The following is a 23,099-nucleotide window of genomic DNA, read 5'->3' as shown; positions in this document are numbered from 1 at the left end:
CCGATCTGGATGTCCGCGCGGCTCTGCCGGCGGCCTATGCGCCCTTGCCGCCCTTCGCGCGGTGCGCGCCCGCGGAGCGCTGCTTCTTCCCGCCGGCGCGGCCGTGCCGGGCCTCGTACGGGTCGGCCGGCGCTCCTTCGGGAGCCTCCGCCTCCAGCTCCCGCCGGGCGACCAGCAGGTCCCGGCGGGCTTCCTCGCCGACCACCGGGTACTGGGGGTCGATCTTGATCAGCGTGTGGGCGAGCACCGCCGCGGCGCAGATGCGTGCGTACCACTTCCGGTCCGCCGGGACGACGTACCACGGCGCCCAGTGCGTGCTGGTGGCCGAGAGCATCTCGGAGAACGCCTCCTGGTACTCGTCCCAGTGGTGGCGCTCCCGGACATCGGCCGCGGAGAACTTCCAGTTCTTCTCAGGCAGGTCGATGCGTTTCAGGAAACGGGTGCGCTGTTCCTCCTTGGAGAGGTTCAGGAAGACCTTCACCACCTTGAACCCGTTGTCGGTGAGGTAGCGCTCCCAGTCGTTGATCTCCCGGTAGCGCCGGTCCCAGAAACGGGAGCCGAAGGTGGAGTCCGGCAGCCGCTGCCGGTCGAGGACCTCCGGGTGCACGCGCACCACGAGGACCTCCTCGTACTGCGACCGATTGAAGATCGCGATCTCTCCGCGCGAGGGCAGCCTGCGTGCGTAGCGCCACAGGTAGTCGTGGCCGAGTTCCTCGGTGGACGGCACCTTGAAGCTGCTGACACGGACGCCCTGGGGATTGACGCCGCTCATGACGTGGCGGATGGTGCCGTCCTTGCCTCCGGCATCGAGCGCCTGCAGGCACAGCAGCACCCCGTGGCTGTCCTGGGCGGCCAGCCGGGCCTGGTACTCGGCCAGCAGCGACACGCCGGCCTCCAGCAGTTCCACGCCCTCGCGCTTCTTGATCCCCGCCGTGTGCCGGGGGTCGAGCTCGCTCAAGTCCACACGCGACCCGGGCTTCACGCGCAGCGGCTTGATGAACTTCGCGATGCGTTTGGCTCGCCGGTCTGCCATGACAGGACCATCCCTCGTTCCCGTTGCGGGGCGCGGCCGATGCCGAGAGCGCCGGGTGCCGGGTGGCTCCCGGCCGCTCCGTCCCCTCGCCGCGTCGTCGGGTCAGGCCGCACGGAGCCTGGATCCGAGCCTGTGCCGCCCCACCCGGTGCCGCAACCCGGGCTTGGGGGCGCGTACGCCGATCGGGGGAACGAGAGCACTGCAGCGGCCACCGGCCGTCACGTGTCCGCGTCGCCCGTCCGGTCCGCCGTCCCGCCGCTCCAGGACCGGTACGCCGCCACGGTCATCGGCAGCGTGGGGAAGATCCGGTCCTCGCCGATGGACTCGGTGAGCCCGTACGCATCCCACTCGTCGCGCAGGTCCTGTTTGACACGGGCGGCGGCGAAGACGATGCCGCGCTCCGTCAGCTCGTCCCGCAGGGCCTCCAGCGAGTCCAGGGCGGTGATGTCCACCTCGACGTTCGCCTCGGCGTTGAGCACGAACCAGCGCACGGGAACCGGCTGCTCGGCCACGGCGGCCAGCGCCCGGCGCCGGAAGTCCTCCGCGTTGGCGAAGAAGAGCGGCGAGTCGTACCGGTAGACCAGCAGTCCCGGGACCGTCCGGGCCTCGGGATAGTCGTCGATGTCGTGCATGCCCGCCACCCCGGGTACCAGGCCGAGCACCGCGTCGTGCGGCCGCGCCACCCGGGTCAGCAGCTCGGCCACCGACAACGCCACGGCCACCAGCACGCCGTAGAGGATGTCCAGGAGGAGTACGCCGACCAGGCATCCGAGTCCGAGCAGCAGTTCCCGGCGGCGGAACGCGGCCAGCCGGCGGAAGCCGGCGATGTCGATCATCCGGACCGCGGCGTAGACGACCAGGCAGCCCAGCACTGCCGACGGCGTGTGGGAGAGCACCGGGCCGAGGAACAGCAGCACGCACACGACGACCGCGTCCGCCACGAGCCCGTACACCTGCGAGTGGGCGCCCGCGGACTTGGCCAGGGTGGTGCGGCTGGCGCTGCTGCTGACCGGGAATCCCTGCAGGACACCGGAACCGAAGTTCACCACGCCCAGCGCCAGAAGCTCCTGGTTGGCGTCCAGCCGCTCGCCGCTGCCGCGGGACTCGAAGGCGCGCGCCGTGAGGATCACGTCGGTGTAGCCCACCAGAAGCACGCCGATGGCGGGCCACACCAGCTGCTGGAACTCGCTCAGGGACGGGAAGGAGAAGGGCGGGAGCCCGGTCGGGATCTCCCCGATCACCGGGATGCCGTGCGCCTCCAGGCCGAACGCGGCGACGACCGCCGTACCCAGGGCGAGCGTCAGCAGGGGGACCGGGACGACGCGCGGCAGGAACAAGGGTGCGAGGAACAGGAAGAGCAGCGTCACGACGCTGAAGACCACCGTCGCGGGATGGGCCTGGGAGATGTTCCGCAGGAAGGAGAACAGCTGCGGGAAGAAGCGGGAACCCTCGGTCTCGACGCCGGTGAGCTTCGTCAGCTGGTCCACCATCATGATCAGCGCAACCCCGGCGAGGTAGCCGATCAGGATGGGCAGCGAGAGCAGGTCCGCGACGAATCCCAGCCGGGCGATCCAGGCGATCACGAACATGAACCCGACCATGACCGCGAGCGCCGCCGCGAGCACGGCGTAGCGCTCGGGGTTCCCGGCCGCCAGCGGTCCCACCACGCTGGCCGTCATCAGGGCGGTCGTCGACTCGGGTCCGACCGAAAGCAGCCGGGACGAGCCGAGGAAGGCGTAGACCACGAGCGCGGGCAGGATGGCCCACAGCCCGGCCACCGGATCCAGGCCTGCAACCGTCGCGTTCGCCATGACCTGCGGCACCAGGTACGCGGCGACCGTGACTCCGGCCACGAGGTCCGTACGCAGCCAGCCGCGTCGGTACGACCGGAGCACCGCCAGGCCCGGGAGGAGCCGCGCGACGCGGCGGGCACCCTCGGCGGCCGTACCGGCCGGCTGGGTCATCGGATCTCCTCCCGGACCGTGCTGGCGGACCCGCCTCGACGACGTGATTCTGACGGGCGGGCCGATCCGGACCGGGGAACCGCTCCCGGGCGGACGGGTGAAGTCACGGTTGCCTACGGGCAGGGGGCGTGTCCTGCCCGGCCGGCCCCACGTCGTGGGGTTGTTCAGGTGCGGCGGCCAGCCGGGCAGCGCGCCGCACGCCAGCCACGTCGTCACGCTCTTGTCCACCTGCGACTCCAGGACGTAAACGGCGGCGTTCGGCGGGTACTTGTGGCGGATGTCCAGCGAGATGAGGCCGGAGGCACCCGAGAAGTCCTGGACGCCCGGATTCGAGAGCCGTGCGTACACGTCCGTCGGTTAGGGGGACGAGATACACCGCGGACGCGGAGCGTCGGGTGTACAGCGCGCGGACACGGTCGGCCAGACCGGTCAGGCTGCGGGGATCCGCGGCGACGGGTTGCGCGTACGACGGCGCCTCGCCGGCCACGGCCCCCAGCACCATGAGCGGCGCGGCCGGCTCGGTGCGGGAGATGTCCGCGTAGGTGTCGAGGAGCCGGCGGATCGGCGCCCCCTCCTGGCCGACCTCCGGCAGGAGCAGGACGAAGGGCCGGCGGCGGGCGCGAAGGACCCAGAACCGGGACGGCGACGCCGCGCCGGACAGGTCGTTGAGCAGGGCCATGAGCAGCATGCGCTGGACCAGGGCCTCGTTGTTCCGGGCGCTTCCGCCCTGGGTGATGGCCAGGGCCATCCGCAGGAAGTTCCCGCCGCTGGGGCAGCGGGAGCCCACCCAGCGCAGGCAGCGGCGCCTGCTCAGCCACAGACCGTAGACCCGGCGGGGCAGTCCGACGACCAGGACCTGGATCAGCGTGAGCCAGATGTTGGCCAGGAGATTCCCGCCGACCGCGCCGGACGTGCGTGCCAGCGTTCCCAGGAGGGGCCGCCGGGTGAGGAGTTGGAGGTACAGCTCGTCCCGCAGCCGCCGGGCCCTGGCCGCGGTGGCACCGGGGCCGATGTGCAGGTCCAGGGGGGCGCGGCAGGGACGGGCCAGGCGAGATCACGCCCTGGCGGTCGCGAACGACCACCTGCCCCCCGACGGCAGTGAGTTCGGCCACGCGATCGCGGCACCGGCACGTCCGAAAAGTCGCTGTTCGAAGGTGATCATGAACGCGTAGTAATGGTTTCTCGGCCTGACCGGCCGTCCGTGACCAAAAGGAGCCACCACCATGACTCGACTTCGTACCACCGCAATGGCCCTGGCCGGTGCCGCGGCGATGTTCGCCCTGACCGCAGCGCCCGCCCAGGCCGCCCCCGGTGACGTCAGAACCTCCTGCGCGAGCGTGGTCACTCCCGCCGGCTACGTCGACGTCAGCTGGGGCTACAGCAACAGCTGCGGCACGCAGAGCTTCAGCCCGAACATCAAGCAGATCAAGCAGCTCACCGGACTGCCCGTCGGCACCGTGGTGCAGGCCTGTGCCTCCACCTACCAGCCCGACGGCTGGGTGCAGACCAGCTCGTACTACAGCAGCAGCTGCGTGTACTCGTCGAACCCGAGCTTCAACAACAACGCATGGCAGCTCAAGCGCGTCTACTGAGCCACGGGCGGCACGGATTCCGCCGGAAGGGGCGTCTGACGGGCAGGCCCCGTCAGGCGCCCCTTCGCGTGCGGACCGAGGGGCCGCTCAGCCGTGTTCGGGTGCGACCGGGTAGGGCACGAAGGTGCTGCTGTTCTCGTCGACCGCCAAGGCTCGGCCGAGCGGCGGAACCGCTCGCTGGGGGCAGTCCAGGCGTTCGCAGAGCCGGCATCCCATGCCGATGGGCGTGGCGGCGGAGGCGTTGCCGAGGTCGAGGCCGTCGGAGTAGACGAGGCGCGGGGCATGGCGGAGCTCGCAGCCGAGACCGATGGCGAAGGTCTTGCCCGGCTCGCCCCAGCCGCCGCGGTGGCGGGTGACGGCCCGGGCCGTCCACAGGTACCGCTGCCCGTCGGGCATGGCGGCCACCTGGACGTGGATGCGGCCGGGGGAGGCGAAGGCCTCGTACACGTTCCACAGCGGGCAGGTGCCGCCGGCCCGGGAGAAGTGGAATCCGGTGGCGGACTGCCGCTTGGACATGTTCCCGGCGCGGTCGACCCGGACGAAGGAGAACGGCACCCCGCGCAGCCTGGGCCGCTGCAAGGTGCTCAGGCGGTGGCAGACCGTCTCGTAGCCGACCCCGAAGTGGTCGGTGAGCCGCTCGATGTCGTAGCGGAACTCCTCGGCGGCCGTGTGGAAGACCCTGTACGGCAGGATCAGTCCGGCGGCGAAGTGGTTCGCGATGCCGATCCGGGCGAGGCCGTGTGCCGGGGAGCCCGGCGGGAAGTCCTCGGCGGCCAGCCGGTCCAGCTCCTCCCCGTACTCCAGCAGGGCCAGCTGGGTGGCCATCCGGAACGCCTGCTGGCCGGGCCTGAGCCGGCCGGACAGGTGCAGGACCCGTGCCCGCTCGTCGAAGTGGTGCAACCGGTCGCTGCCGCCGGCCAGGCGGATCCCGTGCCGCTCGGAGAGGCGTTCCTCAAGGACGCGTACGACCTCACCGGGGCGGATGCCGACCTCCTGGGCGAGGCTCTCGGCGGCGATGTCGATGTCGTGGAGGTAGTTCTGGCGGCGGTAGAAGAACTCGCGGATCTCCTCGTGCGGCGAGCGCGGTGCGCCGGATCCGCCACCCCGTCCGTCCGCCGTCTCGGCGAGCCGTTCGGCGAGGAGCTGGCCGCGCCGGCCGAGGTCGAGCAGTACGGAGGCGACGGCGGGCATCCGGGTGGCGAGTTCGGCCAGGTCGGAGGGGGAGACCCGGGCCTCCGCGACCTCGCCGGCCAGCACCTCGCGCAGGTCGGCGACGAGCCGGGTGGTGTCCCGCTCGGAGAAGAAGCCGGGGTCGACGCCGAAGGCCTCGGTCAGCCGCAGCAGCACCGGGACGGTGAGCGGGCGCGAGTCGTGCTCCATCTGGTTCAGGTAGCTGGGTGAGATGGCCAACACCCGGGCCAGGTCAGTCTGGCTCAGGCGGCGTTCCTCGCGAAGCCGCCGCAGCCGCGCTCCGGCGTACGTCTTGCCCACCCGCGTTCCCCCACCCTTCGGCCGGGTCCCAGAGTACGCAGGATTCTGCTCCTGCCGACCTTTGCAATCTTGGCAAAAGTGCGGCGGAAGATTCGCAGAAATTGGCATGTGTCCCCCGTTGATGGCACTGCGTGCCGCTGTCAGAGTCTGTCGTGCGGCCCGCCGGACCCCGGCGGCCGAGATGGCCAGTCCGGGCCAATTCGCGCCCTGACATGGGAGATCCCGGCAACCACTCTCGGTTGACCTGCATGGTTGCTCAGCTCCGCAGCCGGGCGGGGCCGGCAGCCGCAACCCTCGTTTAAGGCACACAGTGCCAAGGCTCGTCGTGACGGACATGAGTCTTGGCAGATCAAGCGACTCATGGAGACGGTGACGGTCATGGCAGAGGCGAACACGACCACGGCGGCGGCGCAGCGGCTGGAGGAGCAGTGGGCGACGGATCCGCGGTGGGAGGGTGTGGAGCGCACCCACAGCGCCGAGGACGTGGTGAGGCTGTCCGGCAGTGTCCGCGAGGAGCACACCCTCGCCCGGCGCGGCGCAGAGCGACTGTGGCGCCAACTGCACGAGCTCGACTACGTCCACGCCCTGGGCGCCCTGACCGGCGGCCAGGCCGTCCAGCAGGTCCGGGCCGGCCTCCAGGCGATCTACCTCTCGGGCTGGCAGGTGGCCGCCGACGCCAACCAGGCCGGGCACACGTACCCCGACCAGAGCCTCTACCCCGTCAACTCCGTGCCCCAGGTGGTGCGCCGGATCAACAACGCGCTGCTGCGGGCCGACCAGATCGCCACCTCCGAGGGCGGCGCGGACACCACCGACTGGCTGGCCCCGATCGTCGCCGACGCCGAGGCCGGCTTCGGCGGCCCGCTCAACGCCTTCGAGCTGACCAAGGCGATGGTCGCGGCAGGTGCGGCCGGCATCCACTACGAGGACCAGCTGGCCTCCGAGAAGAAGTGCGGCCACCTCGGCGGCAAGGTCCTCGTCCCCACCTCCCAGCACGTCCGCACCCTCAACGCAGCCCGGCTGGCCGCCGACATCGCCGACGTGCCGACCCTGATCATCGCCCGTACGGACGCCCTGGCCGCGAACCTTCTCACCAGCGACGTCGACGAGCGCGACGCGCAGTTCACGACGGGAGAGCGCACCGCCGAAGGCTTCTACCGGGTGCGCAGCGGCATGGCGCCCGTCATCGCCCGCGGCCTGGCCTACGCCCCGTACGCCGACCTCATCTGGGTAGAGACGGGCACCCCTGACCTCGCCCAGGCCCGCGAGTTCGCCGAGGCCGTCCACGCGCAGTACCCGGATCAGATGCTGGCGTACAACTGCTCCCCGTCGTTCAACTGGAAGGCCGCCCTGGACGACGACCAGATCGCCAAGTTCCAGCGCGAACTCGGCGCCATGGGCTACAAGTTCCAGTTCATCACCCTCGCCGGCTTCCACTCCCTCAACCACGGCATGTTCGACCTCGCCCGCGGCTACGCCGAGCACGGCATGACCGCGTACGTGGACCTCCAGGAGCGGGAATTCGCCGACCGGCAGCACGGGTTCACCGCCGTCAGGCACCAGCGCGAGGTCGGTACCGGCTACTTCGACCTGGTCTCCACCGCCGTCAACCCGGCCTCCTCCACCACCGCGCTGACCGGCTCCACGGAGGAGGAGCAGTTCCACTGAACCGCCCTCCGGCGTCCACCCGGTACGCCGGCCGGCCGAACGGGTGGCCGGGCGACCCGTCCCCGCCCGCCCCCGCTCCCTTCCCAGCCCAGGAGAAAGCCGATGACCGCCAGCGCCCCGACCCGCTCCCTCCGCGTCCTCGCGTACCCCGGGGACCGCCACGACGAGATCCTCACCCCCGACGCCCTGGAGTTCCTCGCCCGGCTCGACGCGGTCTTCGAGCCCCGGCGCCTGGAGGTCCTCAAGGAGCGACGCCGTCTGGCGGACCGGCTCGCCGCCGGCTCACCCCTGGATTTCCCCCTCGCCACGTCTTCCGTCCGCGCGGACCCCGACTGGCGGGTGGCCCCGCCGGCACCCGGCCTGACTGACCGCCGAGTGGAGATCACCGGCCCGCCGGACAGGCGGACGGCCGTCAACGCGCTGGGTTCCGGCGCGCAGGTGTGGATGGCGGACTTCGCGGACGCCACCGCACCCACCTGGGACAACGTCATCGGCGGTCAGCTGAACCTGCTCGATGCCTGCCGGGGCCGCATCGACTCCACCACAGCCGGGGGCAAGGAGTACCGCCTCGCGGCGCAGCCCGCGACCATCATGGTCCGGCCCCGCGGCTGGCACCTCGTCGAGGAGCACCTCCAGACCGGGGGGCGCGCAGTGTCCGCCTCGCTGGTCGACTTCGGGCTGTACTTCTTCCACTGCGCGCAGCGGCAGATCGGCGCCGGGCACGGGCCGTACTTCTACCTGCCCAAGCTGGAGAACCGCTTCGAGGCCCGGCTGTGGAACGACGTCTTCCTGCTCGCCCAGGACCTTCTCGGCATTCCCCGCGGCACGATCCGGGCCACCGTGCTCATCGAGACGATCACTGCCGCGTTCGAGATGGAGGAGATCCTCCACGAGCTGCGCGAACACTCCGCCGGCCTCACCGCCGGCCGCTGGGACCACCTGTTCAGCCTGATCAAGACCTTCGGGCACCGCACCGACTTCCAACTGCCCGACCGCACCGAGGTCACGATGACGGTGCCCTTCATGCGGGCCTGGACCGAACTGCTGGTCCGTACGTGCCACAAGCGCGGCGCCCACGCCGTCGGCGGCATGGCCGCCCACGTCCCGAGCGGGGACCCGGCGGCGAACGAGGCGGCGCTGGCCAGGGTCCGTTTCGACAAGGAGCGGGAGGCCGAGAACGGCTTCGACGGCTCGCGGGTCGCCCACCCCGGCCTGGTCCCCGTCTGCCGCGAGGCCTTCGACGGCGTCCTGGGGGACCGGCCCCACCAGCTCGACCGCATGCGCGACGACGTCGCCGTCACCGCCGCCGACCTCCTCGCGGTCCGCCGCATCGGCGCGCCGCCCACGGCGCAAGGGGTGCGTGCCAACGTCGCCGTCGCCCTCCGCTACTTCGACGCCTGGCTGCGCGGCCACGGGGTCGTGGCCCTGTACGGGCTGATGGAGGACGCCGCGACCGCCGAGATCGCCCGCGTCCAGCTGTGGCAGTGGCTGCGCCACCGGACCGTCGGTCGCGAGGAGCTGATCGCCGTCCTCGACGAGGAATGCGCGGCGTTCGCCGCGCAGCAGCCCGGCGCCCTGGTCTCGCAGGCCAGGGCCGTCCTGGAACGGACGGCCCTGGGCCGCGACCTGCCGGCCTTCTTCACCCCCGACGCCTACAGCCGCCACCTCGTCCGCCGCCAGGAGGTGCGGTCGTGAGCACCGCCATCAGGAGGGTCGGGGTGGTCGGCGGCGGCCGGATGGGCGCCGGCATCGCCGAGGTCTGCGCCCGCGCCGGACTGGACACCGTCGTCTGCGAAACCGACGCCACTGCCGCCCGCGCGGCCCGCGAGCGCGTGGCCGTCTCCCTCGAACGCGCCGTCCAGCGAGGCAAGCTGGACCGGCTCTCCGCGGAGGACGCCCTCACCCGGCTCGTGTTCACCGGCAGCTTCGACGACCTGGCCGACCGGCAGCTCGTCATCGAGGCCGTGACCGAGAACGCCGGGATCAAGACCGAGACCTTCACCGCCCTCGACAAGGTCGTCGCCGATCCGGAGGCGATCCTCGCCACGAATACCTCTTCCCTGCCCGTCATGCGCCTGGGCATGGCCACCGGCCGGGCCGACAGGGTGATCGGCCTGCACTTCTTCAACCCGGTCCCCGTCCTGCCGCTGGTGGAGGTGGTCTCCTCGCTGCACACCACCCGGGAGACCGCGGAGACGGTGGAGGCGTTCGCCCGCGACACCCTGGGCAAGACGGCGATCCGCTCCCAGGACAGGGCCGGCTTCGTCGTCAACGCCCTTCTCGTCCCGTACCTGCTCTCGGCCATTCGGATGGCCGAGTCCGGCTTCGCCACTGCGGCCGACGTCGACGCGGGCATGGAACTGGGCTGTGCCCACCCCATGGGACCGCTCAAGCTGGCCGACCTGATCGGCCTCGACACGGTCGCCGCGATCGCGGAATCCCTCTACGACGAGTTCAAGGAACCCCTCTGCGCGCCGCCCCCGCTGCTGATGCGCATGGTGCAGGCGGGCCTGCTGGGCCGCAAGACCGGCCGGGGGTTCCACACGTACGACCGGTGCTGATGAGGGACCGGGCGGCGCCGCCGGGCTGAGGGGCCCGGCGGCGCGACGAGCCGGACGACCAGGGCTTCGGCGCGGCGCACCTCGACTACCACGGAGCGGCGCACGCCTACTGGCTCGGGATCGGGAACTTCGGCGGGGGCGCGTGGTCGGACACGGATCCGGGCCCCCGGCTGACGGAGAACGACAAGCGCGGGGTCGGCAAGGACAGTCTCGTGGGAGAGGTGTTCCACGCGGCTGCTGACCTGGAGTTCGGTGAGCCGGCACCCTTCAGCGGAACTCGAGCGGAAGTTGTGCTCGGTCGCGCTCTGGAGAACGTGCGCCGAGAGTCCGTCGAGATCTCGGCTTGTCCATGTCGCAGCTGGCCATCGCGTGGGTGCTGCGCAACCCGAACGTCGCGTCCGCGATCGTCGGCGCGACCAAGCCCGAGCAGATCGCTCAGAGCGCCTCGGCCTCCGGGATCGAGCTGGATGACGAGGCCGTCGAGCGCATCGACCGTATCCTTGAGCCGATCATCGAGCGCGACCCCGGCAAGACTCCCGCGCACCCGTCCGACTACTGCGACTGACAAGGCAGCAGAACAGCCGTGAGCTCCACGTCGATTCGCTTGATCGAGCCCTCCGACGGCCCCGTACTCGCCGGCCTGCTCTCCCGGGACAGGCAGGCGTACGCGCGCTGGCTGCCCGCGAGGCCGGCAGAGTTCTACACGCCCGACGGGCAAGCCTCGGTCGTCGAATCCCTTCTGGCCTCCCATGACAAGGGGCTCACGTGGCCCGGCGTCGTGGTCTCCGATGAGACCGTCATCGGGCAAGTCACCATCAGCTCGATCCTGCGCGGCCCGTTCCAGAAGGGATTCCTCGGCTACTGGGTCTCCTCTGTCCATCAGGGACTCGGGCACACGAGCCGCGCCGTCGGCCTGGCACTGCGGATCGCCGAGGACGAGCTGAACCTGCATCGGCTGGAGGCACACACCCAACTGGAGAACCTCGCGTCCCAGGCGATCCTCCGCAAGCACGGATTCAGTTCCTGGGGCATCGCCCACGACCACTTCTACGCCGACGGTGCATGGCGCGATGAAGTTTTCTGGGAAAGGAAACTGACCGGCCGGCTCGCCCCCTAGCGGTGGTTTGCGGGGGTGGGCCGGCGGTCTGAGGCCCCGAGATCGAGCAGCGCCTTCCGGACGTCCCCACCGCGTCTCGGCGGGGGCCGACGGGCCGTCAGCCCCGGAAGCGTGCTTCGAGGTTCTCGACGAGACCGTCGATCACGCCGTCGGGTGACGGGCTGTAGTGCGGTACGGCCCATCGCGTGATCCTGGCGTCGATGAGCGTGGGCCGGCCTGAGGCCAGGGCCGCGCGGAACGCCTCCTCGAACTCATCGAGCGTCTCCACGCGGTAGCCGTCAGCGCCGCAGGCACGCGCGTACGCGGCGAAGTCCGGGTTCTGGAACTCGACCAGGCCGGATTCGGCGTACGTGACCATCTGGAAGAGTTTGATCAGCTTGAACTCCCCGTCGTTGAAGATCACCCAGATGACGGGGATCTCGTGCTCGACGGCGGTCATCAGCTCGAAACCGGACAGCGAGTAGCATCCGTCGCCGCAGCCCACGACAACGGTCCGGTCCGGGTGGGCGACCTTCAGGCCGATGGCTCCGTTGACGTGTCCGGCCATCGGCCCGAAGGAGCCGGCCTTGCGGAAGTTCTGCCCCTCTTCGAGCTCCACGTAATACCCGAGCCACGCCAGATGGGCGCCCGCGTCGGCGAGCAGAACTCCCTGTGGCGGCAGCATGCGCCCGATGGACTGCGCGAGTTCTCCGGGGTGGATCTTCCCCGTCAGGTGGATGATCTTCCGGGCCTCGTAGTCCCGGCCGTCGACCTCGACCGCCGGTACCTCGCCGACCATCCGCTCCAGCGCGTCGACCAGGGCGGACACCGCGGGGCGCGCGTCGGACAAGAGGGTGTGGTCGGGCTTGTAGGCCTTGTGGAACTCGCCCTCGGAGATGTTCACATGAATGAGCACCTTGTCCTCGAACAGGTCCTCGCGGTAGTTGAACGTAGCGTGCTGATTGAGGGAATTGCCGATGCACAGCACGACGTCGGCCTGGCGGAAGGCCTTCCACGCACTGGAGTGGCCGCTGTCGGCGAAGACACCGACCGCGAGCGGGTGTCCCTCGGAGACGATGCCCTTGCCGTCCAGAGTGGTGAGCAGGGGGATCTGGAACCGCTCGATCAGCCGCTTGATCTCCGCTCCCGCCCCGCTCCGCACCGCGCCGAATCCGACGAGCGCCACGATCCGCTTTCCCCGTGCCAGGGCGTCCGCCAGTACCGCCGCGATCTCCGCCACCCGCGCCGGGTCCGGAAGGACCGGCTTCACGTCGAGCTTCAGCGGCCGGAAGTTGGTGACCTCGACGCCTCGGTGGGTCAGGTCCTCGGGCACGTGGATGTGCACGGGCCCGGGCCTTCCCTCGAATGCGATGTTGACCGCTTCCTCAAGGACGTCGCACGTGTCGGCGATGTCGGTGAGCAGGAAGGACTTCTTGGTCGTGGCCGCGAACATGGCCTGGGAGTCGGGCGTGCGGTTCACTCCCGAGGTCTCGTTGAGTGAGCCCCAGCCGCGCCATCCCATGCTTGCGTACCCCGAGACGGCCAGGACCGGATAGGAGTCGGACAGGGCCACGGCCAGCCCCGAGAACAGATTGAACGCGCCCGGCCCGGCCGTCGCGAAGCAGAAGCCCAGCCGGTTGGTGTACATGGCATAGCCGCACGCCATGAAGGACGCGGCCTGCTCGTGTCGGGTGATGACCGGCCGGATCTGTCGCGAGTGCTTCAACGCCAGCATCAGACCGGCCGCGTTCTCCCCGGCACCGCCGAAGGCTGCTCGTACCCCGATGCCTTCCAGTCCCTTGACGATGGCCTCGTAGACTCTCATCGGGTCTCCTTTACCCGTCCCAGCGCGAAGCGTGACGACGGTGGGCTTCGGTCAGGCCGTCGCGGAAGAACCGGTCGTAGTATTCGGATTCGACGTGGTGTGCCTGCAGCCAGACGCCGGGTACATGGATGGCGTCGGTGTGTGCCGGAAACCGCCCGTGGGTCTCGTGGATGTACACGCAGATGTCCCGCGCACATTCGATCACTTGCCGGTCGTACTCACTGGCCTCAGCGAGGTACCGCTGTGCGTAGTCGTCCTTGTAAATGCGGGTGAACACGTCCTTGTCCGCGTAGATGCCGTTCTCCCCGAACTTGGAGCGGACGACGGAGTCGACGGCGTCGCCCATCGACGGGTAGTTGGGCGGGCAGGCGCCCTTGATGAGGTGATCACCGCCGGCCCGCAGTCCCACCGGGTGGGCGCGCAGCTCGGCGTACTTCGGCAGCGGCACCTGCCAGCGCAGGATGTCGGCAGGGCGGAACTTCGGCGTGACGAAGTCGAAGCCCAGCATGCGGCCGTACGTGCGCGAGAACTTCGGGTCGCCCAACATGATCTGGGGGCTGACCGTCGCGTGGATCCACGCACCGAGTCCCATGGCGTCGGCGACCAGCATCATGTTCTGCAGCAGCAGGTCGGCTTCGACCTGGGTGCGCATCGGCCCCAGAGAACCGAGCGGCAGCTTGATGGCGGAGTTGAGGAAGCCGCTCCTCACCCACTTCCGTACCCCGGCCGGGCGGTAGAAGTTGCGGTCGTCGACGAGCGTGGGCCGGGCTCCCTCGGGCTGGGTGAGCAGGTACATCAGCGCGTTGATGTACTGATGGGAGAGATCGACCACCGGCAGGAAGAGCGTGGTGCCCGGGAGATTGGACAGGAACCGGTTCGAGTCGAGGTACGCAGGGAAGTCGCGCATCCCCTCGGCGACGTCCAGGCGGCGGTCCAGTACCCGTACCTTCGACTGGCGGGCACGCTCGATCAGCGTGTCGGGATCGAAGGCCTGGACTGGCGAAGGAGGCAGCTTCCTCAGGTAGTACGTCCCACTGTCGTTGATCATGAAGAAGTGGGTGCCCTGCGCGTTGTCGGGACTGCCGGCGGTTCGCCCCGTCATGTTCAGGTTCGGCTTGGCCATGATGGGTTTGTGATCGCGCGGGTCCTCGAAGGGACGGTCGGGCATGGTGAGTCCCGAGGAGCCGGTGAGGGCGATCAGCACCGCCTCCTCCAGCTCGCCCAGCGGCTCCGGCCGGTGCGCGGACCGATGGCTCATCGACCCGGCCGGCACGGACGCTCCCCTGCTGACGCGGTGGGTGCGCCGCTTGAAGACCGTCTCCCACAGAGGACGGGAAAGAAGGGCTTCCAGGCCGGGGTGGCCTGCACCTGCACGGTCGGGTGCGGACATGGCCTTCTCCCGCTCAGCCGCGGCCGGGGCCGCTGTTGTTCCGGACGGGCTGGACCGGGCGCCAGGGCGTGAACGCTCCGGCCGCGCGTGGCAGGATGGCCGCCAGCTCGGGGCAGTGCCGCAGGATGACGCTCGTCATGCCGTTGCGTTCGATCCAGTCCATGCCGAGGGGCGTGTAGAGCTCTGGCCGGAAGTCGACCGTGAGGAAGCGGTCGCTCTGCAGCCGTCTGCTGGCCATCAGGATGAAGACGCGGAACGCGGTGTCGCTGAAGCCGAAGCCCGTGGGCGGATTCTCGGCGAAGAGCCCCACCATGGTGTCGATGTCGTCCACCGAGCGGTAGACGTCCCGAAGCCGCGCGACCGTCTCCGGATCGGGGGAGAGGTCCTCGAACCGCCGGATCCGCGGCTTGTGCAGGCCGGCGCGGAAGTCGTTGTAGCGCGGGACGCCGCGGCGCCGGGTGCGCACCAGGTCGACCACGGAGAGATCGATCACCTCACCGTCCCGCTTGAACGCTTGCAGGGAGCGGGGGAAGTTGTGCAGGGTGATCGCCCCTGGGTGGGCGATTCCCAGCGAGTACAGGGTGTTCACCAGACCGGTCTTGCGGATGAGCGGCTCCGCGGCGGCGCCCTGGATGTCGGTGAAACCCAGGGTGTCGAGCCGACGGCCGAACCGGTGGTCGATGAGCTCGTAGTCGTCGGGGATCAGGGGGTGCATCCGGTAGACGGTGACGAACTCCTCCGTGAGGGAGTACGGGGCGCCGTGGTGGTCGGGCAGCGTCTTGGGGATGCCTTTCTGCCCGTTCGCCTCCAGCAGCCAGACGCCCAGCTGGTCGAGCCAGTTCTTCGGCGGTCCCTGCCAGTTGGTCTTCATGCCGATGTCCAGCGTCTTGGTGGCGAGGATCGCGGGAGTCCACTCGATCGTGTGGATCTTCGCGATCAAGGCGGAGACAACCAGCCGCGCAGTGTGGTACACCCGATCCTCGTCCATGCGCGGATACTCGTGCCGCAGGGCTTCGCACACCGCGTTGTGCTCACGGGCGAACAGGGTGTGCATGGCGCTGAGGCCCAGCCACCAGTTGTCGGTGAATCCGGTGAGCGGGATACCGTTCGAGCCGTTCGGTAGATGCCCCTCCTCCAGTCGGAGCCCGGCGCCGCCATCGGGTTCACGAAGCGACATCGCGACGGACCGGTTGCTGCCGTAGAGCTCCGAACCGTCCCACCAGTGCGACACGCCGCTGGCGAAGAGGATCGGCGGCCGCCCGCTGCCGGCTGGATTCACCGCCTCGTCCTCGCCGAAGCGCATCACCTTCTCCCGCGGTCCGCCCGGGGTGTTCTGCCAGCTGTCGCCGGGCGGCAGTGGCACGTCGACGCTCTTGGCGGCGACGGGAAGCCTCTTGTGGTTGACCCAGTCGTGCACCTGGAACTGGATCCACGCGGCGGCGATGATGTTCAGCGACGTCGCGGGGATGAACACGTCACGCTGGAGCAGTTGCCTGCTGACGGTCACCGGATTGGGGGTGTCGAACTGGTCCGGGCGGTAGACAGGGGGCATGGTACGGCCGAACGTCGCGCCGACAGCGCCCATCCGCGGCGCCGACAGATCGTTGTAGGTGCCGTCGTAACTGCGCCTGACCAGCAACTCTTCGTCGAGCGGGGTCTCCACCGGCTGGGCCTCGGGCGGAGCCTCATGGGCTTCGGTGTCGATGAGGTTGTGTCGGCGCAATGTCTGTCGGAACGCCATGAGGTTGAGCAGGCCGAGGGGGGTGGGCAGCCGGTGCCATGGGACGAAGCGGTTCACGGTGCGGAAGGCGGCCCGAAGTGGTGCCCCGAGCAGAGTGTTGCGCCGTGGCTCGACGGTCAGGAAGCGGTGCCCCAGGCGGTGAGCGCTGCTTGCCTCGTAAGCGAGCTTGCGGGCACGGTTGAGGTTGCCCAGGGGGCGGAAGCTCTCGGTGGTGTGCCACGGGTTGAATGCCAGCAGGTCGACCCGCGACGCGCAGGCGCGGGCTTCGGCGGTGTGGATGTCCTGGCGCGGGATGGTCAGCGTGGCCACTGGCAGGACGGGCGTGTCCTCCTCCCTCCACTCAGCCGCGCCGTCCTCGATGGCGGTGCGCCGGGCGTCGACGTAGCGCTGCACGCAGAGCTCGAAGACGACATCCGTCTGACGCAGCCGCTGTGAAAGCTCACGCCGGAGGCGATCGGGATCGGTGGGCGGGGTTGCCGGGGCTGGTGAGGTGTCTGCGGCCGGCCGCAGCAGATAGCGCACGGGTCCGGAGTCGCCCCACAGGATCGCGCCGCGGCTCCAGTACGTCTCCAGCGCCAGACTGGACACCGTGCGCCTGGTTCCCGCGACGACGTTGCGCCGCATGCGGGCAGCCGTGGACCAGCCGACCGCCAGGGGCAGCTTGACGAACAGGGCGAACCCTTTGCCGAGCCGCGAGTCGGCGCCCGCCATGGCCTGCGCGAAGGCGACGAACTCACGTGCGTTGCCGGCATGGGAGACCGGGAAACTCGTCATCAGCAGATCGTGGGTCTCGTCGGGGCCCACCTCGACCCGCAGCGCCGCCCCGCGTAGATCGGGTGCGAAATCGGGCTGACGGACACCACTCGCGTTGGACAGCCGCACCGTGACCGGGTACTCGGCTCCGGGCGTGGCGAAACCCGTCCGCAGGGTCTCGGGGAGGTCGTCGTGGAACCTCAGACGGGCGTTCTCCACGCCGAGGACCGCCTTGGCATGGAAGGTCCGTTCGAGAGCGGGGGAGCCGCTGCGTTTCTTCACCTTCAGCTGTACTCGAAGGAGGTCACCTGCGAGTCGCTCGAAGTCCAGCCGTTCGGCCTCCGGGCTGCCTCCGACGTAGCGCTCGTACCGCTCGGCCTCGTCCATGCGCGCCTCTTCGCGAAGGGGGTTTTCCGTGCACTCCGCACGACGTTGCCCTACCTCTGGGACGGTGTCGTGCGGAGCGAGGCAGACGGGCGAAGGAAGCCCCCCGCGTGATCAGGGCCTCGGGGGCAGGGGAGAAGGGCGAAGGCCCAAACACGGTTGATCCGCCCCAGTCTCTCCCCTGGGCCGGACGCGTGATGTTGGGCCGCCGACGGTTGTACCTGTCAGTCGGCAGGTGCCTGAATGGACCGAGGACTGACGCCTTTCATCAAGGAGCTTGCATGCCACGGGTCGAAGTGAACGACGTTGGGCTCTTCTACGAGGTCGGAGGGGACGGCGATCCGCTGGTCCTGGTCCACGGCTCCTGGGCCGATCACAACCACTGGGCCCCGGTCCTCCACCCTCTGGCGCTGAGGTTCCGCGTGCTGGTCTACGACCGGCGCGGACACAGCCAGAGCGAACGTCCGCCGCAGCAGGGCTCGCGGTTCGAGGACGAGGAGGACCTGGCTGCGCTGATGGAAACAATGGGGTTCGCACCGGCCTATGTCGCGGGGAATTCCTTCGGCGCATCGGCGGCACTCGGCCTGGCCGCCCGGAGGCCCGAGCTGTTCCGGGGCGTCATCGCCCACGAGCCCCCGCTCATGGGCATCGCGGCCGACGATCCGCAATTGCGACTGCTGATGGCGGCCACCGGCGAGAAGATCGGATCCGTCCTCGCCCACCTGCGTGACGGAGAGACGCTTGCGGGGACCCGCCAATTCGTGGAGGAGGTCGCCCTCGGTCCCGGCGCCTGGGACCAGCTTCCGGACGAAGTCCGGGAAACGTTCCTCACCAACGCCCCGACCTTCCTCGACGAGCAGGCCGACCCGCAGTGGGCGAGTCTCGACGTAGAGCGTCTGTCCGGCTACACCGGTCCTGCGCTGCTGACGAAGGGCACCGAGAGCCCGCCCTGGTTCGAGTCGATCGTCTCCCGGCTTTCGGAGGCCCTGCCCGAGTCGAAGGTCCACACGTTCGAAGGGGCCGGGCACATCCCCCACGTCACGCACCCGACGGCGTACGCAGACCGGGTCGTGGCCTTTGCCGATGAGACCCGCAAGTCTTCGTAGACCGTGCGGCACCCCGATGTGACCGGGTCGGCGCCCCGGCTCACTGCCAGGCGCGGGTGGGGGCGTGGGTGCGCCTGACCACCGGACGCAGCCTCCGTGCTCCGCGCGTTCTCCGGCACGCTCCGCAAGGCCGTGCCATCCAGCCTGACGGGCGGCGGCGCCCGGGCCGTGCCTGTCGGTCAGGCCGTGTCGTCTTCCATACGGACGGGGATTCGTCCGGCTGCTTCGAGCCGGGACAGTCGCTCGTGTTCCCGGGAGGCCCAGCGTCGGACCCGGTCGGGCTCCAGTGGGGTGCCGTGCCCGACGTGGAGTCTGGTGGGGTTCAGGTCGAGCATCCTCCGCAGGCTGGCGAGGTTGAGCAGCGGGTCGTCGTGGAAGGGAGGATTGGCCGGCCGGCCCCGGACGAGACCGAAGAAGGAGTTCGCGATCAGGTCTCCTGCGACGAGGTCTCCTTGGTCGGTGAGGACGGAGACCGATCCGGCGGTGTGTCCGGGGGTGGGCATGATGCGCGCAGCGATCCCGAAGTCCTCCAGGCCGGTCTCGCCGGTCACGAGTACGTCGGGTTCGAACGGTTCGGCCTGGACGTGCAGGTCCTTGTTCCTGGCCATGAGGCGGCCCATCGGGCCGGTGGGCAGGTAGGGTTCGCGGACCCGGCCGGTTCGGAAAGGACCTAGGTCGGCAATGTGTCCCGCTACCGGTGCCCCGGTCAGCCGGTGCAGTTCGGCAGCGGAGCCGAAGTGGTCGATGTGGCCGTGCGTGACGATGATCAGCGCCACGTTGGTGGGGTCCACACCGTGTGCGGCGACCTGCTCGTGGATCCTTCGGCCGCTGCCGGGTGTCCCCGCGTCGACGATGACGGGCTGGCGGCCCAGCAGCAGGTATGCGTTGATGTTGTGCCGGCCCATGACCGGGATCGGGACGACCTTGGTTCGGGACACCGTTTTCTCCCTGGTGGTGTTGGTTGACGCCGCTCGGGCGGGCATGGCTGTCTTCCGCCGCGCGGTGGTCTGCGGGCGGTCGGGGGTGGGGACGGGCTGGGCTCAGCGGAAGCGGCGCCGGTATTGGGCGGGGGTGGTCCCGAGGCGGCGCCGGAAGGAACGGTGCAGGCTCTCCACGGAGCCCAGGCCGCTGATGGCGGCGATCTCGGGCAGGCCGTGGGTACTGTCCTGGAGCAGCCCGCGAGCGGCCTCCAGCCGGGCGGACTCGACGTACGCGGCCGGGGTGGTGCCGGTGCGCCGGTGGAACAGCCGGGAGAAATGGCGCACGCTCAGGTGCAGCCGTGCGGCCAGGGCTTCGGCGGAGAGATCCTCGGCGAGGTGCTCACCGATCCACATGCGCAGGTCGTCCATCCGGTCGCCGGGGGCAGCCGGAGGTGCGAGCGGGACACTGAACTGGCTCTGGCCGCCGGCGCGTTTGACGTACATGACCATCGTGCGGGCGGCGGCCAGGGCGAGTTCGGGTCCGTGGTCCTCAGTGACCATGGCCAGCGCCATGTCCATCCCCGAGGCGATACCGGCGCAAGTCCAGAGACGGCCTTCCCGGATGAAGATCGGGTCCGGATCGACGGTGACACCTGGGTGGTCGGCGGCCAGCCGCGCGGCCGTCTGCCAGTGGGTCGTGGCGGACAGGCCGTCCAGTACGCCCGCCGCTGCCAGCAGGTGCGCGCCCGAGCAGACAGAGCCCATCCGGTGTGTTCCAGGCGCCGCTTCACGCAGCCAGTTGATGATCCCGCTGTCGAGCACCGGCTCCACCCCGTGGTCGCCCACGCGGACGGCACCCGACACGAGCAGGGTGTCCACGTTGCCGTTCACCTCGTCCAGCGTCAGGTCGGCCATCAGCCGGATCCCGCTGGAGGTGGCCACCGGTTCACCATCGGCGGTGGCGATGCGGACGGTGTAGCCGGGCCGGCCGGTGCCGGCGACCCGCGTGGCGACCGAGAACACCTCGGCCGGACCCGTGACGTTGAGCAGTTCGACGCCGGGGAAGGCGGCGATGACGACCCTGTGCGGTTGGAGCATGTGCCGATCATTTCGCCCCGCCGCGAGGGCCGCAATGACCACGTTCTGTCAGATCCGGACACGGGTACGCCGTCAGGCTCCAGGACCGGGCTCATCGAGCAGTGACCGCATGAGCGCCTTCAACCTCGCCTTGCCGTCCCGGCCTGCAAGCCGGGAGGCCCCGCCGTCGCGGAGGCCATGAAGGAGGTTGGCATCGACGGTGGCGACGCCTGAAACGCAACGGGGTTCGCTCAGGGTTGCCGGCCGATTACGCCAAGTGTCTCAAGGTCCAGGGGTGGCCCCGATCCGTGCGGCTTGCGCTCGGGCATCAGTCGTCACGACACCACCGACGCCGGCTCCGACCCGCCGTTTCAGCCCTGTGGAGGCATGCGGCAGCGGCGGCTAGGGTGAGGTGAGGAGGCTGTGGGAGAGCCAGGAGCCGTGATGCGTGGACCCCGTCCTGAGCCGCCCGACAGTGTTCAGGAACTTCTGGTCGCACTCGGACAGCTCGTCGATCAGGCCCTGGAACGGATGGAGTACCAGCGGGCCAGGGTCGAGCTGGCCATGGCTTTGCAGCGCCATATGCTCCCGCCCGGGCTGCCGAAGTTGCCCGGGCTGCATCTGGCCGCCAGGTACGCGCCGTCACGAGGCGGTCTGGACGTGGGCGGCGACTGGTACGACGCCTTCGTCATGCATGACGGGTCACTGGGGCTCACGGTGGGCGATGTGCAGGGCCATGATGTGGAGGCCATCGCCTTCATGGGGCAGGTGCGTACCAGCCTGCGCGCCCTCGCACAGGCGACGAGCGACACCCGCGAGGTGCTGGGCCGCGCCAACGATCTGCTGATCGCCATGGGGTGTGGCCTCTTCGCGACGTGCTGTTTCCTTCGTTTCGACCCGGTCAGTCGCGATCTGACGGACTCCAGGGCCGGCCATGTCCCGATGGTCTGGGCCACAGCCGGAGGCCGCTACGGCGTAGCACTAGACCGCGGCGGGCCGCCGCTCGGCATCGTGCCGGGTGAGCGGTATCCGGTGACCCACCGGCGTCTGACAGAGGCAGGGGTTCTCGTGCTGTTCACCGACGGAGTGGTGGAAGGCCCGCACTACCCGATGGAGTCCGGTCTGGCCGAGGTGGTCAAACTGGTGCGCGCGGGGTTCGACGCCGATCCCGACGTGCTGGCCTCCGCCGTCGTCAAAGTGGCCGACCTGACGGGACACCGCGACGATGCCGCTGTCCTCGTCGTCCGCTACGACGGCCCGCAGGAGCCGGCCTGACCGATGAGCGTCGCTGCGGTCGCCGGTGGCGGGATCTGGGTGCAGACTGCTGTCGTGCGCAGCGCAGAGATGGGTCGTCACGGGTCCACCGCTCTGCGCATCCTCGCCGTCGCCGCCGTCTACTACGGGGCCGCACGGGTCGGCCTTCTCCAGGAGCTGGTGCGTGACCAGGTCACCCCCCTGTGGCCGCCGACCGGCGTCGCGCTGGCCGGGCTGCTCCTGCTGGGGCTGCGCGTCTGGCCGGGGATCGCACTGGGTGCGTTCCTGGCCAATGTGTTCCTCGGACCGTCGTTGATCTCCGTACTGGCCATCACCGCGGGCAATACCCTGGCGCCGGTCTGCGCCTGTCTGATGTTGCGCAGAGCCGGGTTCAGGAACGAGCTGGACCGCCTGCGGGACGTACTGGCGCTGGTCTTCCTCGGCGCGCTCGCCGGGATGTTGATCAGTTCGACCATCGGCAGCGGCGTACTGGTCCTCTCCGGAGCACTGGATGCGGGTGACTTTTGGCCGACATGGTCGGTGTGGTGGACCGGTGACGCGATGGGAATCCTTGTCGTCACACCCTTCCTGCTCGTGCTGCGCAAGGCCCGGTGGCCGTTGCGGGCAGGCCCCGGCCGATGGGTCGAGGCGGTGGCGCTGGCACTCGGTACAGTTTTCGTCACGCTCTTGGTGACGCGCACGCCCGATTCGAACTTGCTCTTCCTCGTCTCGCCGTTCTTGATCTGGGCGGCATTCCGCTTCCGGCTGCCCGGCGCAGCGCCGTGCGCGCTCGTGGTGTCGACGCTGGCGATTATGGCTGCCGCCGGCGACAGAGGCCCATTCGCCGGCGCGGACGTCTTTGCCGACATGGTCACGCTCCAGGCCTTCAACGGCACGACGGCGCTGACTGCTCTCCTTATCGCGGCCGTCATCACCGAACGCGACAGAACCCATGAGGAGATCAAACGGGTCTGCGAGCGGCTTACGGAGCTGGTGGCCCGGATGGAGCCGCGGCCCGAGTCGTACGAGTACCCGCCCGAGAACTATCCGCCGCCATGACACCCCGGTGGGGTAGTTCCGGCGCTTGACCGTGCCCAAGCGGCTCAACCTGCGGATCGGCGACCTTGAGTTCGGTACGTGTCCGAAGGGGCGGGCGCCTGGACTGGGCAGCATCCGGTCCAGGCACCCGACTCCATGGCTCTAGAAGAAGCCGAGCTTCTTCGGGGAGTGCGAGACGAGGAGGT

The 23,099-nt window shown here is 69.8% G+C and carries 18 protein-coding genes; 9 read left to right on the top strand and 9 right to left on the bottom strand.

The window, feature by feature from the left end:
• Positions 1–34 precede the first annotated feature (34 nt).
• The 3 genes from ABTY04_RS05505 to ABTY04_RS05495 form a co-directional block, all read right to left on the bottom strand.
• Positions 35–1,033 (bottom strand): polyphosphate kinase 2 family protein, encoded by a 999-nt coding sequence (locus ABTY04_RS05505; protein ID WP_352212005.1) that lies wholly within the window; start codon positions 1,031–1,033, stop codon positions 35–37.
• 218 nt (positions 1,034–1,251) lie between these two features.
• The gene (gene sulP / locus ABTY04_RS05500; RefSeq protein ID WP_352212004.1) at positions 1,252–2,997 is read right to left on the bottom strand and encodes a sulfate permease; all 1,746 of its coding nucleotides are present in this window, start codon (positions 2,995–2,997) and stop codon (positions 1,252–1,254) included.
• A gap of 103 nt (positions 2,998–3,100) precedes the next feature.
• Positions 3,101–3,745: a hypothetical protein gene (locus tag ABTY04_RS05495; RefSeq protein ID WP_352212003.1), complete on the bottom strand. Its 645-nt coding sequence runs from the start codon at positions 3,743–3,745 to the stop codon at positions 3,101–3,103.
• Positions 3,746–4,220: 475 nt separating this feature from the next.
• On the opposite strand from ABTY04_RS05495, the gene ABTY04_RS05490 reads away from it, so the two are divergent.
• Positions 4,221–4,589 (top strand): hypothetical protein, encoded by a 369-nt coding sequence (locus ABTY04_RS05490; protein ID WP_352212002.1) that lies wholly within the window; start codon positions 4,221–4,223, stop codon positions 4,587–4,589.
• A gap of 87 nt (positions 4,590–4,676) precedes the next feature.
• On the opposite strand, the gene ABTY04_RS05485 is transcribed toward ABTY04_RS05490, so the two are convergent.
• Positions 4,677–6,080, bottom strand: a complete 1,404-nt coding sequence (locus ABTY04_RS05485; protein WP_352212001.1) for a short-chain fatty acyl-CoA regulator family protein — start codon at positions 6,078–6,080, stop codon at positions 4,677–4,679.
• 378 nt (positions 6,081–6,458) lie between these two features.
• Between ABTY04_RS05485 and aceA the strand changes: the two genes are divergently transcribed.
• The 5 genes from aceA to ABTY04_RS05460 all read left to right on the top strand — a co-directional run bounded on the left by aceA (position 6,459) and on the right by ABTY04_RS05460 (position 11,426).
• A complete protein-coding gene (aceA, locus tag ABTY04_RS05480) occupies positions 6,459–7,748 on the top strand; it encodes an isocitrate lyase (protein ID WP_352212000.1) in 1,290 nt (429 codons plus the stop codon).
• Between the two features lie 102 nt (positions 7,749–7,850).
• Positions 7,851–9,443: a malate synthase A gene (aceB, locus tag ABTY04_RS05475; protein ID WP_352211999.1), complete on the top strand. Its 1,593-nt coding sequence runs from the start codon at positions 7,851–7,853 to the stop codon at positions 9,441–9,443.
• Positions 9,440–10,309: a 3-hydroxybutyryl-CoA dehydrogenase gene (locus ABTY04_RS05470; protein WP_352211998.1), complete on the top strand. Its 870-nt coding sequence runs from the start codon at positions 9,440–9,442 to the stop codon at positions 10,307–10,309. Before aceB ends, ABTY04_RS05470 begins: the two co-directional genes overlap by 4 nt.
• A gap of 349 nt (positions 10,310–10,658) precedes the next feature.
• On the top strand, positions 10,659–10,874 hold the full coding sequence (locus ABTY04_RS05465) for an aldo/keto reductase (protein ID WP_502996565.1): 216 nt from the start codon (positions 10,659–10,661) through the stop codon (positions 10,872–10,874).
• Positions 10,875–10,913: 39 nt separating this feature from the next.
• Complete coding sequence (locus ABTY04_RS05460; protein WP_352211997.1) at positions 10,914–11,426, top strand: GNAT family N-acetyltransferase; 513 nt, start codon at positions 10,914–10,916, stop codon at positions 11,424–11,426.
• A 97-nt stretch (positions 11,427–11,523) separates the two neighbouring features.
• On the opposite strand, the gene ABTY04_RS05455 is transcribed toward ABTY04_RS05460, so the two are convergent.
• Genes ABTY04_RS05455 through ABTY04_RS05445 form a run of 3 tightly spaced genes read right to left on the bottom strand, consistent with a single transcriptional unit; the run spans position 11,524 to position 17,501 of the window.
• Entirely contained in the window at positions 11,524–13,230 is a 1,707-nt protein-coding gene (locus ABTY04_RS05455) for a thiamine pyrophosphate-binding protein (RefSeq protein WP_352211996.1), read from the bottom strand.
• A 10-nt stretch (positions 13,231–13,240) separates the two neighbouring features.
• The gene (locus ABTY04_RS05450; RefSeq protein ID WP_352211995.1) at positions 13,241–14,620 is read right to left on the bottom strand and encodes a hypothetical protein; all 1,380 of its coding nucleotides are present in this window, start codon (positions 14,618–14,620) and stop codon (positions 13,241–13,243) included.
• Between the two features lie 13 nt (positions 14,621–14,633).
• Positions 14,634–17,501 (bottom strand): peroxidase family protein, encoded by a 2,868-nt coding sequence (locus ABTY04_RS05445; RefSeq protein ID WP_352211994.1) that lies wholly within the window; start codon positions 17,499–17,501, stop codon positions 14,634–14,636.
• Positions 17,502–17,779: 278 nt separating this feature from the next.
• Between ABTY04_RS05445 and ABTY04_RS05440 the strand changes: the two genes are divergently transcribed.
• Positions 17,780–18,604, top strand: a complete 825-nt coding sequence (locus tag ABTY04_RS05440) for an alpha/beta fold hydrolase (RefSeq protein WP_352211993.1) — start codon at positions 17,780–17,782, stop codon at positions 18,602–18,604.
• Between the two features lie 179 nt (positions 18,605–18,783).
• Here the strand turns inward: ABTY04_RS05440 and ABTY04_RS05435 are convergent, their stop codons facing one another.
• The gene (locus ABTY04_RS05435; protein WP_352211992.1) at positions 18,784–19,542 is read right to left on the bottom strand and encodes an MBL fold metallo-hydrolase; all 759 of its coding nucleotides are present in this window, start codon (positions 19,540–19,542) and stop codon (positions 18,784–18,786) included.
• A 102-nt stretch (positions 19,543–19,644) separates the two neighbouring features.
• Positions 19,645–20,622, bottom strand: a complete 978-nt coding sequence (locus tag ABTY04_RS05430; RefSeq protein ID WP_352211991.1) for a GlxA family transcriptional regulator — start codon at positions 20,620–20,622, stop codon at positions 19,645–19,647.
• Positions 20,623–21,045: 423 nt separating this feature from the next.
• Between ABTY04_RS05430 and ABTY04_RS05425 the strand changes: the two genes are divergently transcribed.
• The gene (locus ABTY04_RS05425) at positions 21,046–21,876 is read left to right on the top strand and encodes a PP2C family protein-serine/threonine phosphatase (RefSeq protein ID WP_352211990.1); all 831 of its coding nucleotides are present in this window, start codon (positions 21,046–21,048) and stop codon (positions 21,874–21,876) included.
• A 3-nt stretch (positions 21,877–21,879) separates the two neighbouring features.
• On the top strand, positions 21,880–22,914 hold the full coding sequence (locus tag ABTY04_RS05420) for an MASE1 domain-containing protein (protein ID WP_502996561.1): 1,035 nt from the start codon (positions 21,880–21,882) through the stop codon (positions 22,912–22,914).
• Positions 22,915–23,099: the final 185 nt, after the last annotated feature.

Source organism: Streptomyces sp. NPDC097981, from assembly GCF_040302565.1.
Lineage (GTDB): Bacteria > Actinomycetota > Actinomycetes > Streptomycetales > Streptomycetaceae > Streptomyces.
The sequence above is the reverse complement of the archived record's forward strand: the minus strand, read 5'-3'. Positions and strand labels throughout refer to the sequence as shown.